The sequence below is a fragment of the Polynucleobacter sp. JS-JIR-II-50 genome, from assembly GCF_018687895.1.
GTDB lineage: Bacteria > Pseudomonadota > Gammaproteobacteria > Burkholderiales > Burkholderiaceae > Polynucleobacter.
This window is the reverse complement of record NZ_CP061307.1, coordinates 24,363-40,244: the sequence shown is the minus strand read 5'-3', so window position 1 is coordinate 40,244 and position 15,882 is coordinate 24,363. Positions and strand designations below refer to the sequence as shown.

The 15,882-nt window shown below is 47.3% G+C and carries 12 protein-coding genes, 7 tRNA genes and 3 rRNA genes; 6 read left to right on the top strand and 16 right to left on the bottom strand.

Annotation, left to right across the window (positions count from 1 at the left end):
• Positions 1-19 precede the first annotated feature (19 nt).
• The 10 genes from FD963_RS00235 to FD963_RS00190 all read right to left on the bottom strand — a co-directional run bounded on the left by FD963_RS00235 (position 20) and on the right by FD963_RS00190 (position 6,865).
• A tRNA-Trp gene (locus tag FD963_RS00235) sits at positions 20-95 on the bottom strand.
• A gap of 14 nt (positions 96-109) precedes the next feature.
• Positions 110-1,300, bottom strand: coding sequence for an elongation factor Tu (tuf, locus tag FD963_RS00230; protein WP_215321266.1), 1,191 nt, complete (start codon positions 1,298-1,300; stop codon positions 110-112).
• Positions 1,301-1,364: 64 nt separating this feature from the next.
• A tRNA-Thr gene (locus tag FD963_RS00225) sits at positions 1,365-1,439 on the bottom strand.
• 21 nt (positions 1,440-1,460) lie between these two features.
• A tRNA-Gly gene (locus FD963_RS00220) sits at positions 1,461-1,534 on the bottom strand.
• A 5-nt stretch (positions 1,535-1,539) separates the two neighbouring features.
• Positions 1,540-1,624, bottom strand: a tRNA-Tyr gene (locus tag FD963_RS00215).
• Between the two features lie 105 nt (positions 1,625-1,729).
• Positions 1,730-1,843 (bottom strand): 5S ribosomal RNA (rrf, locus tag FD963_RS00210).
• Positions 1,844-1,949: 106 nt separating this feature from the next.
• Positions 1,950-4,823, bottom strand: a 23S ribosomal RNA gene (locus tag FD963_RS00205).
• Positions 4,824-5,091: 268 nt separating this feature from the next.
• Positions 5,092-5,167: transfer RNA gene (locus FD963_RS00200), tRNA-Ala, on the bottom strand.
• Between the two features lie 30 nt (positions 5,168-5,197).
• Positions 5,198-5,274 (bottom strand) — tRNA-Ile (locus tag FD963_RS00195).
• Between the two features lie 58 nt (positions 5,275-5,332).
• A 16S ribosomal RNA gene (locus FD963_RS00190) occupies positions 5,333-6,865 on the bottom strand.
• The 16S, 23S and 5S rRNA genes sit together here with 5 tRNA genes alongside, the layout of an rRNA operon.
• A gap of 488 nt (positions 6,866-7,353) precedes the next feature.
• On the opposite strand from FD963_RS00190, the gene FD963_RS00185 reads away from it, so the two are divergent.
• Positions 7,354-8,010 carry a GNAT family N-acetyltransferase gene (locus FD963_RS00185; RefSeq protein WP_215362444.1) on the top strand — a complete coding sequence of 219 codons (657 nt, stop codon included), beginning with the start codon at positions 7,354-7,356 and terminating at the stop codon, positions 8,008-8,010.
• A 9-nt stretch (positions 8,011-8,019) separates the two neighbouring features.
• On the opposite strand, the gene FD963_RS00180 is transcribed toward FD963_RS00185, so the two are convergent.
• From FD963_RS00180 to FD963_RS00170, 3 genes are read right to left on the bottom strand one after another with little or no spacing between them, the layout of a single operon-like run.
• Positions 8,020-8,373 carry a c-type cytochrome gene (locus FD963_RS00180; protein WP_215362443.1) on the bottom strand — a complete coding sequence of 118 codons (354 nt, stop codon included), beginning with the start codon at positions 8,371-8,373 and terminating at the stop codon, positions 8,020-8,022.
• Between the two features lie 18 nt (positions 8,374-8,391).
• Positions 8,392-9,042: a BON domain-containing protein gene (locus tag FD963_RS00175; RefSeq protein ID WP_215362442.1), complete on the bottom strand. Its 651-nt coding sequence runs from the start codon at positions 9,040-9,042 to the stop codon at positions 8,392-8,394.
• A gap of 34 nt (positions 9,043-9,076) precedes the next feature.
• On the bottom strand, positions 9,077-9,679 hold the full coding sequence (locus FD963_RS00170) for a phosphoheptose isomerase (RefSeq protein WP_215362441.1): 603 nt from the start codon (positions 9,677-9,679) through the stop codon (positions 9,077-9,079).
• A 105-nt stretch (positions 9,680-9,784) separates the two neighbouring features.
• Between FD963_RS00170 and rsmI the strand changes: the two genes are divergently transcribed.
• Complete coding sequence (rsmI, locus tag FD963_RS00165; RefSeq protein WP_215362440.1) at positions 9,785-10,678, top strand: 16S rRNA (cytidine(1402)-2'-O)-methyltransferase; 894 nt, start codon at positions 9,785-9,787, stop codon at positions 10,676-10,678.
• 52 nt (positions 10,679-10,730) lie between these two features.
• On the opposite strand, the gene FD963_RS00160 is transcribed toward rsmI, so the two are convergent.
• Entirely contained in the window at positions 10,731-10,958 is a 228-nt protein-coding gene (locus FD963_RS00160; protein WP_251367242.1) for a hypothetical protein, read from the bottom strand.
• A 104-nt stretch (positions 10,959-11,062) separates the two neighbouring features.
• Between FD963_RS00160 and FD963_RS00155 the strand changes: the two genes are divergently transcribed.
• From FD963_RS00155 to FD963_RS00145, 3 genes are all read left to right on the top strand, one after another.
• Positions 11,063-11,138, top strand: a tRNA-Arg gene (locus FD963_RS00155).
• 82 nt (positions 11,139-11,220) lie between these two features.
• On the top strand, positions 11,221-12,363 hold the full coding sequence (locus FD963_RS00150) for a fatty acid desaturase (protein WP_251367241.1): 1,143 nt from the start codon (positions 11,221-11,223) through the stop codon (positions 12,361-12,363).
• Between the two features lie 40 nt (positions 12,364-12,403).
• A complete protein-coding gene (locus tag FD963_RS00145) occupies positions 12,404-12,589 on the top strand; it encodes a hypothetical protein (protein WP_129560400.1) in 186 nt (61 codons plus the stop codon).
• A gap of 35 nt (positions 12,590-12,624) precedes the next feature.
• Here the strand turns inward: FD963_RS00145 and FD963_RS00140 are convergent, their stop codons facing one another.
• Positions 12,625-13,269: an MBL fold metallo-hydrolase gene (locus FD963_RS00140; protein WP_371818476.1), complete on the bottom strand. Its 645-nt coding sequence runs from the start codon at positions 13,267-13,269 to the stop codon at positions 12,625-12,627.
• Positions 13,270-13,348: 79 nt separating this feature from the next.
• Between FD963_RS00140 and gcvH the strand changes: the two genes are divergently transcribed.
• Positions 13,349-13,741, top strand: coding sequence for a glycine cleavage system protein GcvH (gene gcvH / locus FD963_RS00135; protein WP_251367240.1), 393 nt, complete (start codon positions 13,349-13,351; stop codon positions 13,739-13,741).
• A 13-nt stretch (positions 13,742-13,754) separates the two neighbouring features.
• Here the strand turns inward: gcvH and priA are convergent, their stop codons facing one another.
• A complete protein-coding gene (priA, locus tag FD963_RS00130) occupies positions 13,755-15,881 on the bottom strand; it encodes a primosomal protein N' (RefSeq protein WP_215362438.1) in 2,127 nt (708 codons plus the stop codon).
• Position 15,882 lies beyond the last annotated feature (1 nt).

The window sequence follows — 15,882 nt, the reverse complement described above, 5'->3', positions numbered from 1 at the left end:
TTGCTTTCAGTTCAAATCGTGGCAGGGGCGGAGGGCATCGAACCCCCAACCTTTGGTTTTGGAGACCAACGCTCTGCCAATTGAGCTACACCCCTTTATAAAAAACTACTTAAGCCAAAATCTTTGCAACCACGCCGGCGCCAACAGTACGGCCACCTTCACGGATCGCAAAACGTAAACCTTCTTCCATCGCGATTGGAGCGATGAGTTTTACGGTAATCGAAACGTTATCACCAGGCATTACCATTTCTTTGTCTTTTGGCAACTCGATTGAACCAGTTACGTCCGTAGTGCGGAAGTAAAACTGTGGACGATAGTTGTTAAAGAATGGAGTATGACGACCACCTTCGTCTTTACCCAAGATGTAAACCTCGGCTGTAAAGTGAGTATGTGGGGTGATTGAACCTGGCTTAGCCAATACTTGGCCGCGCTCAACTTCTTCACGTTTTGTACCGCGTAACAAGATACCAACGTTATCGCCTGCTTGACCTTGGTCGAGCAATTTGCGGAACATTTCAACACCAGTACATGTTGTCTTGAGTGTTGGCTTGATACCGATAATTTCGATCTCTTCACCAACCTTAACAATACCGCGCTCGATACGACCAGTCACAACAGTACCGCGACCGGAGATAGAGAACACGTCTTCTACTGGCATCAAGAACGCGCCGTCAACAGCACGCTCTGGAGTAGGAATAAAGGTATCCAAAGCTTCAGCCAATTTCATGATGGCTTCTTTACCCAATGGGCCTTCGTCGCCTTCAAGGGCTAACTTAGCAGAACCACGAATGATTGGTGTGTCATCGCCAGGGAATTTGTACTTAGATAAAAGCTCACGAACTTCCATTTCTACGAGCTCTAACAACTCTTCGTCATCAACCATGTCGCACTTGTTCAGGAACACGATGATGTAAGGAACGCCCACTTGGCGTGCCAAGAGGATGTGTTCACGAGTTTGTGGCATTGGGCCGTCAGCAGCAGAGCAAACTAAAATTGCGCCGTCCATCTGAGCAGCACCAGTAATCATGTTCTTAACGTAGTCAGCATGTCCTGGGCAATCCACGTGTGCGTAGTGACGGTTTGCTGTCTCGTACTCAACGTGTGCAGTATTAATCGTAATACCACGTGCTTTTTCTTCTGGAGCAGCATCGATCTGATCGTATGCTTTAGCTTCGCCACCGAATGCTTTAGAAAGCACGGTTGCAATTGCCGCTGTCAATGTGGTTTTACCGTGGTCAACGTGACCGATGGTGCCTACGTTTACGTGCGGTTTTGTCCGCTCGAATTTTTCTTTTGCCATTTTTAATCTGCCTTTAGTTAGCTCTTAAACCAAACACGAAATACACAATTAATAAAATCAAACATGGTGCCCATGGGCAGGATCGAACTGCCGACCTCTCCCTTACCAAGGGAGTGCTCTACCACTGAGCCACATGGGCGAAATCTAATGCAACAAATTCTGGAGCGGGATAAGAGAATCGAACTCTTGACCGAAGATTGGAAATCTGCTGTTTTACCATTAAACTAATCCCGCACATCTGGTGGAGGGGGTAGGATTCGAACCTACGTAGGCATAGCCAACAGATTTACAGTCTGCCTCCTTTAGCCGCTCGGACACCCCTCCGCGAACCCAATATTCTGACTCCAAATGGAGTTTCTGTCAATCTCTCTAAACGCTTTGCACAAGTAAAAACGCCCAGACCTAAAAGGGTCTGGGCGTCGCTTTGGTGCCCGGCAGTTACCTACTTTCACACGGGTAATCCGCACTATCATCGGCGTAGAATCGTTTCACTGTCCTGTTCGGGATGGGAAGGAGTGGTTCCAATTCGCTATGGTCACCGGGCGTAGAGGGTTGAGTTGCTGAATAAATCAACAACTCTATTTGAGTAAGCATGTAATAAGGATGCAGATTAAATCTGGCAAACATCCAACACAATAGTGCTGGTTATAGGATCAAGCCTAACGGGCAATTAGTATCGGTTAGCTTAATGCATTACTGCACTTCCACACCCGACCTATCAACGTTGTGGTCTTCAACGACCCTTTATGTAGGTTAAACCTACGGGAGATCTCATCTTCAGGCAAGTTTCCCGCTTAGATGCTTTCAGCGGTTATCTCTTCCATTCATAGCTACCCTGCGATGCTTCTGGCGAAACAACAGGTACACCAGCGGAATGTCCACTCCGGTCCTCTCGTACTAGGAGCAGCCCCCGTCAAATCTCCAACGCCCATGGCAGATAGGGACCAAACTGTCTCACGACGTTTTAAACCCAGCTCACGTACCTCTTTAAATGGCGAACAGCCATACCCTTGGGACCGGCTACAGCCCCAGGATGAGATGAGCCGACATCGAGGTGCCAAACACCGCCGTCGATATGAACTCTTGGGCGGTATCAGCCTGTTATCCCCAGAGTACCTTTTATCCGTTGAGCGATGGCCCTTCCATACAGAACCACCGGATCACTATGACCTGCTTTCGCACCTGCTCGACTTGTCGGTCTCGCAGTTAAGCACGCTTTTGCCATTGCACTTTAGGTACGATGTCCGACCGTACCAAGCGTACCTTCGTACTCCTCCGTTACACTTTGGGAGGAGACCGCCCCAGTCAAACTGCCTACCATGCACTGTTCCCGACCCGGATAACGGGCCAAGGTTAGAACCTCAAATAAATCAGGGTGGTATTTCAAGGTTGGCTCCAACAGAACTAGCATCCTGTTATCAACGCCTCCCACCTATCCTACACAGACCGATTCAAAGTCCAATGCAAAGCTACAGTAAAGGTTCATGGGGTCTTTCCGTCTAGCCACGGGTAGATTGCATCATCACAAACATTTCAACTTCGCTGAGTCTCAGGAGGAGACAGTGTGGCCATCGTTACGCCATTCGTGCAGGTCGGAACTTACCCGACAAGGAATTTCGCTACCTTAGGACCGTTATAGTTACGGCCGCCGTTTACTGGGACTTCAATCAAGAGCTTGCACCCCATCATTTAATCTTCCAGCACCGGGCAGGCGTCACACCCTATACGTCCACTTTCGTGTTTGCAGAGTGCTGTGTTTTTATTAAACAGTCGCAGCCACCTTTTTATTGCAACCCTTTCGTCCTCCCCTTGTACAGGGTCAAACTACCAGGGCGTACCTTATCCCGAAGTTACGGTACAAATTTGCCGAGTTCCTTCTCCTGAGTTCTCTCAAGCGCCTTAGAATACTCATCTCGCCCACCTGTGTCGGTTTGCGGTACGGTCTTGTTAGACTGAAGCTTAGAGGCTTTTCTTGGAACCACTTCCAATTGCTTCGCGAATAAATTCGCTCGTCTCACGCCCTTGAATTACGCTACCGGATTTACCTAATAGCCATCTCCAACGTAAGAACCGGGACTTCCAACACCCGGACAACTTTCCGCGATCCGTCCCCCCATCGCATCTAACAATGGTCAAGGAATATTAACCTTGTTCCCATCAGCTACGCATCTCTGCCTCGCCTTAGGGGCCGACTCACCCTGTTCCGATGAACGTTGAACAGGAAACCTTGGGCTTACGGCGAGGGGGCTTTTCACCCCCTTTATCGCTACTCATGTCAGCATTCGCACTTCTGATACCTCCAGCATCCTTTACAAGACACCTTCACAGGCTTACAGAACGCTCTCCTACCATCACATTGCTGTGATCCGCAGCTTCGGTTATATGCTTAGCCCCGTTACATCTTCCGCGCAGGACGACTCGATCAGTGAGCTATTACGCTTTCTTTAAAGGATGGCTGCTTCTAAGCCAACCTCCTGACTGTTTTAGCCTTCCCACTTCGTTTCCCACTTAGCATATATTAGGGACCTTAGCTGGCGGTCTGGGTTGTTTCCCTCTTGACACCGGACGTTAGCACCCGATGTCTGTCTCCCGTGCTTGCACTTGTAGGTATTCGGAGTTTGCTATGGCGCAGTAATCCGCAATGGACCCCACTACCATGACAGTGCTCTACCCCCTACAGTGATACACGAGGCACTACCTAAATAGTTTTCGGAGAGAACCAGCTATTTCCAGTTTTGTTTAGCCTTTCACCCCTATCCACAGCTCATCCCCTAACTTTTCAACGTTAGTGGGTTCGGTCCTCCAGTACGTGTTACCGCACCTTCAACCTGGCCATGGATAGATCAACTGGTTTCGGGTCTACACCCAGCAACTAGCGCCCTATTCGGACTCGCTTTCGCTACGCCTTCCCTATTCGGTTAAGCTTGCTACTGAATGTAAGTCGCTGACCCATTATACAAAAGGTACGCAGTCACCCCTTACGAGGCTCCTACTGTTTGTATGCACACAATTTCAGGATCTATTTCACTCCCCTCCCGGGGTTCTTTTCGCCTTTCCCTCACGGTACTTGTTCACTATCGGTCGATTACGAGTATTTAGCCTTGGAGGATGGTCCCCCCATATTCAGACAGGATTTCACGTGTCCCGCCCTACTTGTCTCTAGCCTAGTACCACTCAATAATTTTCACATACGGGACTATCACCCTTTATTGTTGGACTTTCCATTCCATTCTGTTAATTACTGAGATATCACTAGAAGGCTGTTCCCATTTCGCTCGCCACTACTCTGGGAATCTCGGTTGATGTCTTTTCCTCTTGCTACTTAGATGTTTCAGTTCACAAGGTTCGCTTCTCATACCCTATGTATTCAGGTATGGATACCACAAAAGTGGTGGGTTTCCCCATTCAGAAATCCCCGGATCAAAGCTTATTTACCAGCTCCCCGGGGCTTATCGCAGGTTATAACGTCTTTCGTCGCCTGTAATCGCCAAGGCATCCATCATGTGCACTTATTCACTTGATCCTATAACGAGCACCATTGCTAGTAACCGTTATAGGTTTTACTTCTACTTCTGACATGTTTGCCGTAATCCAAACTGTAAGTACTTTGTTAAGAACTTGGTAAAACTCGTTTGTATTACTGATTGATGATTCAATCTTTACCCTTATTACATTGTCAAATGTCCTCTCAAAGAAACATTTGACACTTTGCTTACTCAAATTTTTAAAGAACAGCCATAAATGGCAAAACTAAACGATTAAATATTCGCTTAGTTTTGACATTTAGATGATGGTGGAGGATGACGGGATCGAACCGACGACCCCCTGCTTGCAAAGCAGGTGCTCTCCCAGCTGAGCTAATCCCCCAACGTCCCACTAAGTCTTGTTTCTGGCTGGTGGTGGGTCTGGTAGGACTTGAACCTACGACCCCTGCGTTATCAACACAGTGCTCTAACCAGCTGAGCTACAGACCCGTGGCTTTTATTGTCAACCGATAAGTGTGGGCACTAGGATTCAGCATCTTTTCTCTAGAAAGGAGGTGATCCAGCCGCACCTTCCGATACGGCTACCTTGTTACGACTTTACCCCAGTCATGAACCCTGCCGTGGCAGTCGCCCTCCTTGCGGTTAGGCTAACGGCTTCTGGCAAAACCCACTCCCATGGTATGACGGGCGGTGTGTACAAGACCCGGGAACGTATTCACCGCGACATTCTGATCCGCGATTACTAGCGATTCCAGCTTCACGTAGTCGAGTTGCAGACTACGATCCGGACTACGATGCATTTTCTGAGATTAGCTCCCCCTCGCGGGTTGGCAACCCTCTGTATGCACCATTGTATGACGTGTGAAGCCCTACCCATAAGGGCCATGAGGACTTGACGTCATCCCCACCTTCCTCCGGTTTGTCACCGGCAGTCTCTTTAGAGTGCTCTTGCGTAGCAACTAAAGACAAGGGTTGCGCTCGTTGCGGGACTTAACCCAACATCTCACGACACGAGCTGACGACAGCCATGCAGCACCTGTGTTCACTTTCTCTTACGAGCACCTAATGTATCTCTACTTCGTTAGTGACATGTCAAGGGTAGGTAAGGTTTTTCGCGTTGCATCGAATTAATCCACATCATCCACCGCTTGTGCGGGTCCCCGTCAATTCCTTTGAGTTTTAATCTTGCGACCGTACTCCCCAGGCGGCTGACTTCACGCGTTAGCTACGTTACTCAGGATGTAAATCCCGAACAACTAGTCAGCATCGTTTAGGGCGTGGACTACCAGGGTATCTAATCCTGTTTGCTCCCCACGCTTTCGTGCATGAGCGTCAGTGTTATCCCAGGGGGCTGCCTTCGCCATTGGTATTCCTCCACATATCTACGCATTTCACTGCTACACGTGGAATTCTACCCCCCTCTGACACACTCTAGCTATACAGTCACAGGCGCCATTCCCAGGTTAAGCCCGGGGATTTCACGCCTGTCTTGTATAACCGCCTGCGCACGCTTTACGCCCAGTAATTCCGATTAACGCTCGCACCCTACGTATTACCGCGGCTGCTGGCACGTAGTTAGCCGGTGCTTATTCTTCAGGTACCGTCATTCCCGGACTGTGTTAGAGCCGGTGTTTCTTCCCTGACAAAAGAGCTTTACAACCCGAAGGCCTTCTTCACTCACGCGGCATTGCTGGATCAGGGTTTCCCCCATTGTCCAAAATTCCCCACTGCTGCCTCCCGTAGGAGTCTGGGCCGTGTCTCAGTCCCAGTGTGGCTGATCGTCCTCTCAGACCAGCTACTGATCGTCGCCTTGGTGGGCTTTTACCCCACCAACAAGCTAATCAGGCATCGGCCGCTCTAATCGCGCGAGGTCTTTCGATCCCCCGCTTTCCCCCTCAGGGCGTATGCGGTATTAGCACAGCTTTCGCTGCGTTATCCCCCACGATAAGGTACGTTCCGATGTATTACTCACCCGTTCGCCACTCGCCACCAGGTGCAAGCACCCGTGCTGCCGTTCGACTTGCATGTGTAAGGCATGCCGCCAGCGTTCAATCTGAGCCAGGATCAAACTCTTCAGTTCAATTCCTGTGATCCTTGCGGATCGTCGCACTCATTCAAGAAATTGACTTGGTAATAAAACCAAATCTTTTTACTGTCTATGAGTACTATTTATTTACATCTGTCCCGAAGGACTGGATGCTTTCACTTAGTACCCACAATTATCGGTTGACTAATTTTTAAAGAGGGCTGACTTGTTTCGTATTTCGTATTTCGTAAAACATTCAGCAGAGAGGTGAGACTATATCCCACATTTTTAGGGTCGTCAACACCTTTCGTACTCTTTTACTTAAAAAAGACTAAGTTTTTTCTTACTTTAAAAATATTGTTAATTAAAACAAGGGGTTAGATTTCGAAAAATATTTCAACTTTTTTTGAAAAATTCCTATTTTTTAGGGTTTAGGCCAGATCAATCCAAAAATTACGCTGTTTTTCAGGCTGATTTGGCCTATTTCCAACAAACCTAGGGAAAACCCTGACAAATTTGCCTAGCCCTGTTAAAATATTGCTATGCACAATAAATTAGCGAATAGTCACTTACCTTCAAGCCCCTATACGGCCGGGCAGGCTGTACCTGTTCGCGAACTTCACGCCGGATATAGACAGGAAATATTGAATCATTTATTGCAACTAAATGATGAAGATAGACGTCTACGATTTGGCACTCAGACCCCTGATGAAGTGATTCGTCACTATGTAAAGGGCCTTGATTTCAATCGGGATGTCATTTTTGGTGTTTTCGACTTAGATCTGAAGCTTGTTGGCATGGCCCATTTAGCCTATTTGCCAGAGAGCATAGGCGAGGCACGAGCTGCTGAATTTGGCGTTTCTGTATTGCCAGAAGGGCGCTCTCAGGGCCTGGGCACAGCCTTGTTGCAACGCTCAGCTGTTCACTCACGTAATACCAGCATTGAAACTCTATATGTTCATTGTCTTGCTAATAACAAAGCCATGATGCATTTGGCGCAAAAGGCAGGGATGACAGTTGAGTACGCCTATGGCGATGCTGATGCTTGCCTTAAGCTGCCCCCAGCAAACCCCGCAACCATTGTGGAAGAGGCGGCCAATGAACAGTGGGCCGGTATGGACTACGCCTTAAAAGAAAGCCTGAAGCGCTCCAATCAAGCCTGGTGGTGGTTCCTAGGAAGACCTGGTCTAGCGCGCTAATTGCTAGCCTTAGTTTTTGTTAGGTGCGCCACGCAAGATCCAGCTCGTTAATGTAGATAAATCTGCATCACTCAATTTTGAGTTGGCAGGCATGGGCACAACACCCCAAGAACCAGACCCCCCTTTAGCAATCTTATTTTTTAAAAATACTTGGGCGTTTGAATCGTTTTTATATTTTTCTGCCACAGCCTGAAAACTAGGGCCCACAACTTTTTTATTCACCGCATGACATCCCAAGCACGCGCTTTGTTTTGCAAGTGCGAATGCATTCTCATCTTCAACATTCGCCTGCGCAATGGGCATGAAATAAGCGAGCGTTGTAAATAGAAAAACAATTTTTACAATCACTCGCTTTTTTAGCATCGACAACCTACGAAAAAATTACTGAAATTTTGGAGGGCTACTGGGTTGTGTTTGATCTGCTTTACCTTGCTTTTCTAGGCGAACTTTTTCTGCTTCAGAAATGATGTCGAAGTAAACGTAAACATCTTTTACGCCATTCGTATTACTTGCAATTTTTTTAGCAAGGTCAGCTTCGCTTTGTGTCAAGATGCCCATAAGATAGACGCTACTTCCTTCTGCCACTATAACCATAGAGTTTGACGGTAACTGGTCTGTAAAGACCATTTGTGTTTTGATCTTAGACTCGAGATAAGAATCATTTGCGCGTGATGTGTAGCTACTGTTAGGCGCAACAACCAATTCATTAAATACAGAGCGCGCATTTTTCATCGCCTTGACATAAGCGCCTGCCTCACCCTTAATATCGGCATCCTTCACTTCGCCAGTGAGCAATACTTTTTGATTAAACGAAGTCACGTTAATGTGTGCGTTATCGCCAAATCGTTTTGCTAGCGCATTTTCTGCCTCTAACTCAATCCCTTTATCAATCGCTTGCACGGCTGGTGTACGTCGATCTGCGAGCACTGTTGCCCCGGCCGCTACCCCACCAACAGCAACTACTGCGCATGCTGAAAGTTGTGAAGCAATGAGGGTAGCAAGAAACAGTCTTCTGAGGGGTGAGATTTTCATTTAGGTAATTTCTGTATTGAAGTAACGATAATTTTTAGTCGAGCAGTACGTGATCTACGCCATCACATAAAGCATGCAGCAAAACCAAATGCGTTTCTTGAATGCGCGCGGTTCGCGTTGATGGTGCACACAAATGAACATCATCTTTATCTAATAGTTGAGCAATCTTGCCGCCGCCATTGCCAGTAAATGCGATGATTTTCATACCAAGCTTTTTAGCAGCCTCAATAGCTTTAATCACATTCTTAGAATTTCCTGAGGTTGAAATTCCCAACAGGATGTCTCCTTTTTTTCCAAGCCCACGAACCTGCTTGCTAAAAATCTCATCGTAGCTATAGTCATTTCCAATAGCCGTAAGAATTGAAGTGTCTGTCGTCAAGGCGATCGCAGCCAACTCTTGGCGCTCTCTCTCAAAGCGACCAACGAGTTCTGCTGCAAAGTGTTGCGCATCAGCAGCAGAACCACCGTTGCCACAGGCCATGACCTTACCACCAGCGCGCAAACAATCCACCATCGCCAGTACGCCCCTAGCAACTGATTCGGGGAGCAGTTTTTCAGCCTCTTGCTTTACGGCAATGCTGTCCAGAAAATGCTGGGAGGCACGCTGACGTAAACGTTCATTGATATCTTTTTCCATAACAATATTATGCGCCAAAGATGCCCTCATTTCAGTGGCAATCAGCTTATCCCAAAAGCAACGTATCCTCTTACTTATTGTTTAACTTTTCGCAGGCAACTCCCCATGCAATTTAGCTCTTTCGACTTCTTAAAGCAGCAGGATTTGCCTGCTGGGGCTCTATACATGGTTGCAACACCCATCGGTAATTTGGGTGACATTACCTTACGCGCCCTGCATGTTCTCAATTCAGTTGATGGGATCGCCTGTGAGGACACTAGACATAGTGCGGCATTACTCCAACAGTTTGGCATTCATAAAAAATGTTTAGCATTGCACGAACACAATGAAATTGGCGGCGCTCAAACAGTCATACAACACCTCTTAAATAATGAGCGCTGGGCTTATATTTCAGATGCCGGCACCCCAGGAGTCTCAGACCCAGGCGCAAGACTGGTAAATGAGGTTCAAAAAGCGGGGCTCAGAGTCATCCCCATTCCGGGCGCAAGCGCTGTATCAAGCGCCATCTCGGCAGCGGGCTCAGTGATGCACCACTCAGAAGGACGCTTTCAGTTTGTAGGTTTTTGGCCCAACAAAACTAAAGAGCGTGACGCTCTACTGCAGGACATCTCCAGCAGCAAAAAAGCAAGCATCTTTTTTGAGTCCCCACACCACATTAAAGAAACCCTTACATTGCTTGCAAAAAATTTAGAAGCCGATCGTCAGCTTTTAGTCTGCCGTGAGTTAACCAAAAAATTTGAGCAGCTGGTGCCACTTCAAGCGCAAGACGTTGCTAGCTGGCTAGAGGTAGCAGAGAGCCTTAAAGGTGAATTTGTCATTGTGGTCGCAGGGCGTTCGGCCAATGGCGATGAGGCTCCCGAGCATTCGGCTCTCTTGCTGTGGGCTAATGCGCTGAGCCCTTATATGGGAAGCAAAGAAATTGCCGCTGTTCTTTCGCAAACTCTAGGCCTCACAAAAAAAGAAGCCTACCAAATTGCCTTAGATGCAAAGAGTGAATAAATGAAAATAAAAAAGCTGGCGCAAGGCCAGCTTTTAAATATGCGCCGAAGATTTATTTGGCGCCAGCAGCCGGAGCAGCGGGCTCGCTAGCATCTTTAAAATTGAGTTGCGCTACTGGCTTAATAATTTGGTCAGCAGAAGCAGATGAATCTACGCGCTTGCCATTGTTCACAAAGACCATTAACAACAAAATAATGATGAGTGGCACGAAAAAGCTTGCAAACACCATGATGATGAGTTGTTTTGGGGACTTAATTAGACTTCCGTGCTCGTTGCTCATAAGAATTTATCGTTTGACGGGTTTTAGGGTGGTTTTGTCGAGATTATAACTAGAGAGTAGGGTTATAGACACTTACAATAGAGTGGTAACCAGTTTTTCCACCGGCGCCCGTAGCTCAGTGGATAGAGTATTGGCCTCCGAAGCCAAGGGTCGCAGGTTCGATTCCTGCCGGGCGCGCCAAAAATCAAGGGGTTTTTGACCTACATCATGCGGCAAATTGCGAAAACCGCTATCATTTCCACCTAACTTATTGATTCTAATCGTGTCTACACATCTAAATACCGCCCTTTCAGAGCCTTCCTTAACCAATCCTTTGCACCCAGAGGCGCCATTACCGCATCGAAAAATCATTCGAAGCTGGCTAATCCCGATGGCACAAGGCGAAACTGGGCGCGCAATCATGCTCCTAGCAATCGATGCGTTCCTCTGGCTAGGCTGTATCGCAGGAACAATCTTCGTAGAGAGCGTGTTGCTCAAAATTGTTTTTGGTTTGATTGCTGGCTTTGTAACAGGCCGCATCTTTATTTTGGGTCACGATGCTTGCCATCAAAGTTACACGCCCAATCGCGAACTGAACAAAGTATTGGGTCGTATTGCGTTCTTGCCATCTCTCACACCATATAGCTTGTGGGATGTTGGTCATAACGTTGTGCATCACGGTCAAACCAATCTAAAGGGTTTTGACTTTGTATGGGCGCCCTTATCAAAATCAGAATATGACGCGCTTCCCCCATGGCGTAAGGCCCTAGAACGCCTTTACCGTAGCGGATGGGGCCCTGTTTTCTATTACCTCATTGAAATTTGGTGGAGACGTGAGTACTTCCCAAATGCAAAAAACAAACCTGGTGATCGTCCTATTTTCTTAAAAGATAATTTGCTTGTTACCGCATTTGCAATTGTTTGGATTGGCTGCTTAATTGCTGGAGCCATTGCTACTGGGCAATCTGTTTGGATTGGCTTGATCACTGGCTTTGCAGTGCCATTCTTGTTCTGGAACGGCATGATTGGTTTTGTGGTCTATGTGCACCATACCCACCCGAAAGTCTCTTGGTATGACAAGAAATCCGAGTGGTTACGCGCCCAGCCGTTTGTATCCACAACCGTTCATCTGACTTTTAACTGGATTTGGGGCAAATTGATGCACCACATCATGGAGCACACTGCGCACCATGTGGATATGAGCGTACCGCTTTATCGCCTGCCAGAAGCCCAGCAAACCCTAGAAACCATCCTTCCTGAGCGCATTTTCATTCAAAAGTTCTCTTGGGGCTGGTATTTCGATACAGCACGCAAGTGCAAGCTGTACGACTTTGAAAATAAGGCTTGGTTAGACTTCGACGGCAACAAAACGGCTGATTCAGTCCGGGTTGTGCTAACCCCAGCCCCAGCGGGACAAAACGGGTAAAATAGATCTCTGTATAAGATTTGCCTTACCCGGATTGCCCATGACTACATCGACTCCAGCAGCTACCCAAGACACCTCTCAGAGCCTGAAGTTTTGCTCTTCTTGCAGCCGTGAAAAACGACTTGAGGGTGGCACATGGATTCCGACAAGTAATCGCAAGCAGCGCTGGATCTGCGCCAGCTGTTTATACAACCGTACGCATCGTACCGGTTCAGCTAAAACCTAATACTCACTTGTAGTTCAAATAGCTAGATTGATTAGCTACGCGCCATCTCCCACATAGGGATTCGTTTTGCGCTCGTGACCAAACGTCGACATTGGTCCGTGTCCAGGAACAAACTGGACATCATCTCCCAAGGGCCACAATTTGGTTTTGATCGCATTGATTAAATCAGCATGATTGCCCCGTGGAAAATCTGTTCTGCCAATTGAACCAGCAAACAAAACATCCCCAACTATTGCTAGACGATCTTCTTTGTCAAAAAATACAATATGGCCAGGCGTATGACCGGGGCAATGAAATACCTCAAGATCAACGTTGCCCACCTGAACGTGATCACCGTTATTTAACCAGCGGTCGGGCTCAAAAACTTTGGCATGCCCAAAGCCAAAGCGCACTGTTTGCTCCGGTAATTGATCAATCCAAAAACGCTCCTCCTCTTGTGGGCCCTCAATAGGAACGCCCAGTTGGTCAGCTAGATCTTTCGCGGCTGCACAATGGTCTAAATGCCCATGAGTAAGCAAAATCTTTTTAACCTTACCGCCCATCTGCTTAAGGCCCTCAAGGATCTTTTCAATATCGCCGCCGGGATCAACTACAGCGGCGTCGCCAGTCTCCCGGCAAAGCAAAATCGAGCAATTCTGCTCATACGGAGTAACAGGAACAATTCCTAATTTAATTGGCATATGTACAAGCGGTAAAGTGAATCATTTGGGAAAGCTAGTTTATGGGAGTCGGCATAAAATGCACCTAAAGGATAAAACAATGAACAGCCAAGATACATTTAAATTTGCAGAAACTCACGAATGGGCCGATCAGGAAAATGATGGCCTGGTATGGGTTGGTATTAGCAATCATGCGCAAGAAGCACTTGGCGATGTGATGTTCTTTCAAGCCCCAAAACTTGGACAACAAGTAAAGCAGGGGGAAGCTATTGCTGTGATTGAATCAGTGAAAGCGGCTAGTGATATTCATGCGCCAGTAAGCGGTGAGATTGTTGCCCTCAATGAAGAGGTTGATGCATCACCTGAAATCGTCAATGAAAATCCATACGGTATTTGGTTATTTAAAATCAAACCCGCCTCCGATGAAATTCTTACCGAAGAACTAAATCAACTCTTGAGCCTAGAAATATATAACGCGGGCCCTGGCGCCTAATAACTAAAATTAATCAGATTGAAATAGGATCACGTTCAATTAACCAACGAATGCGCCCTTCTTTACTAATGCGCCCCTGAGAGTTCTCTCGCAAATAAAGATCCATCGCCTCTAAGATTTCTTGCAGGTTTTTACGATCATCCGACTCCACCAGAAGTTGGGCGCGCTCCGAGCCCGCTACTCGCATCATTGCCTTAGGGACTGGATCATAGACTCTGAGGCCCTTATTTATGAGGGCCCGAGACTTTAAGAATCCTTTCAGGCCACTCAAAAACTGAATTGCTTTATCTAAACTTTTAGCCTCAGCATGGATGAGGGCCTGATAGGCAAATGGCGGCAAGCCCGCTTCTTTTCTTTCGTTGGCCGTAAAACTTAAAAATCCATCTACATCATGGCGCAACAAAAACTGAAAAACTGCAGACTCCGGAAACTGGGTTTCAATATAAATAGCGCCGCCCGCTTCGCCCTCCTTGCTTGACCGTCCAGCGCGCCCCGCAACCTGAACTAACTGAGCAAATAATCGTTCTGCAGCCCTAAAATCTTGAGAAAATAATCGACTATCAGAATCCAAGACTGCAACTAAGCCAATATTTTGGTAATCGTGGCCCTTGGCAATCATCTGAGTGCCAACAACAATATCGACGTTGCCTTCGTGGATTTCCTGAAAGAGCTCCTCGGCACCCTTACTCTTTCTGCTGGAGTCTGTATCGACCCGCAGAACCCGTGCGCCCGGCCACATCTCCTCAATAGCATCTTCGATCTTTTGTGTTCCTTGCCCCAAGGTCTTCAAATCGGCATTGCCGCAATCAGGACAATGGCTTGGAATTGATTTCACCAAGCCGCAGTGATGGCAACTTAAAACCGACTTCCTGCCCAGGGCGCCTGCTTTATGCAGCACCATATAGGAGCTACATTGCTCGCATCTTGAGAGCCATGAGCAAGCACCGCAACTAAGAACAGGAGCATATCCTCGCCGATTGATGAGTATTAGGCTTTGCTGCTTATTGTCAAGATTCTGACTGACCGCATTCGCAAGGGTTTTAGTAATCAGGCTTTTGGATTTTGGCTTCTCTATATCGCCTGGACTAAATTGCGTTTGTGGATCGCGGACGTTGATCAGATGCACTCTTGGCAAGCTTGCGCCTTGTGCGCGTTGATCCAGACGAATATATTCATAACGGCTAGCCCTGGCAGCCATCCAAGTCTCAAGCGATGGTGTAGCAGAGGCCAATAAGATCGGTATCTTAAGGTCGTGGGCACGCCATATCGCAAGATCCCTTGCAGAGTAACGAATACCATCTTGTTGCTTATAGGACGGGTCATGTTCTTCATCAACAACAATGGCGCGCAGATTAGGCAGGGGGGTTAATGCAGCCAATCTTGTTCCCAAAATAATTTGGGCTTTACCAGTCATCGCCTCATACCAAGCAATGCCTCTGACTTTCTCGCTTACGCCACTATGCAGCACCACCATTTTTTTATCTGGAAAATAAGCGCGCACTCTACGTTCCAACTGTGGCGTTAAATTAATTTCAGGAACCAAGAGCAATACCTGTGCGCTTGCATCTTCCAAAATACCGCTCAACCAATTTAAAAATACAGCGGTCTTTCCGCTACCGGTTTGCCCTTGCAACAGTATTGCTTTGAATTCATTCGAAGAAATCCTGCGCAATTTTTCTAATGCGAGTTTTTGACCATCGTTCAGATGGTCCTCATCAACAAATCCCTCAACGGCCTCTGGCTTGTTTTTTTTCTTTTGCTTTTCTTCATCCGCAGCTAATTTCTTGGGGATCTTTTCCCAGTCATCTGACTTTTTCCACATCTGTGGAATGGTGGGAATAATGGTCTCGCCTAGCGCATGAATGTAATACTGGCTGGCAAAGTTCATTAACCTCAATACTGCAGGGTCCAAGGGGGGCAGGGGTGCAACCTTGCTTACCCCTTTTAATTTATCGAGTTCATAGTCAGAGTAAGCGCTTACTTTAATCACCAATCCCACCAGTAAACTGCGCCCAAAGGGAACCTCAACTATTGCCCCCACCTGTGGGCTCCCCCCTAATGCCTTATCGTCCCACAAGTAGTCAAAGCCCTGGGCAAGGGGCTTATCAACAACAACTTGGACAACGATTGGAGGGGGCATG

What these genes read in the sequence shown, in the direction of transcription:
- tuf (WP_215321266.1), bottom strand. Translation starts at nt 1,300, where the DNA reads ATGGCAAAAGAAAAATTCGAGCGGACAAAACCGCACGTAAACGTAGGC.
- FD963_RS00185 (WP_215362444.1), top strand. Translation starts at nt 7,354, where the DNA reads ATGCACAATAAATTAGCGAATAGTCACTTACCTTCAAGCCCCTATACG.
- FD963_RS00180 (WP_215362443.1), bottom strand. Translation starts at nt 8,373, where the DNA reads ATGCTAAAAAAGCGAGTGATTGTAAAAATTGTTTTTCTATTTACAACG.
- FD963_RS00175 (WP_215362442.1), bottom strand. Translation starts at nt 9,042, where the DNA reads ATGAAAATCTCACCCCTCAGAAGACTGTTTCTTGCTACCCTCATTGCT.
- FD963_RS00170 (WP_215362441.1), bottom strand. Translation starts at nt 9,679, where the DNA reads ATGGAAAAAGATATCAATGAACGTTTACGTCAGCGTGCCTCCCAGCAT.
- rsmI (WP_215362440.1), top strand. Translation starts at nt 9,785, where the DNA reads ATGCAATTTAGCTCTTTCGACTTCTTAAAGCAGCAGGATTTGCCTGCT.
- FD963_RS00160 (WP_251367242.1), bottom strand. Translation starts at nt 10,958, where the DNA reads ATGAGCAACGAGCACGGAAGTCTAATTAAGTCCCCAAAACAACTCATC.
- FD963_RS00145 (WP_129560400.1), top strand. Translation starts at nt 12,404, where the DNA reads ATGACTACATCGACTCCAGCAGCTACCCAAGACACCTCTCAGAGCCTG.
- FD963_RS00140 (WP_371818476.1), bottom strand. Translation starts at nt 13,269, where the DNA reads ATGCCAATTAAATTAGGAATTGTTCCTGTTACTCCGTATGAGCAGAAT.
- gcvH (WP_251367240.1), top strand. Translation starts at nt 13,349, where the DNA reads ATGAACAGCCAAGATACATTTAAATTTGCAGAAACTCACGAATGGGCC.
- priA (WP_215362438.1), bottom strand. Translation starts at nt 15,881, where the DNA reads ATGCCCCCTCCAATCGTTGTCCAAGTTGTTGTTGATAAGCCCCTTGCC.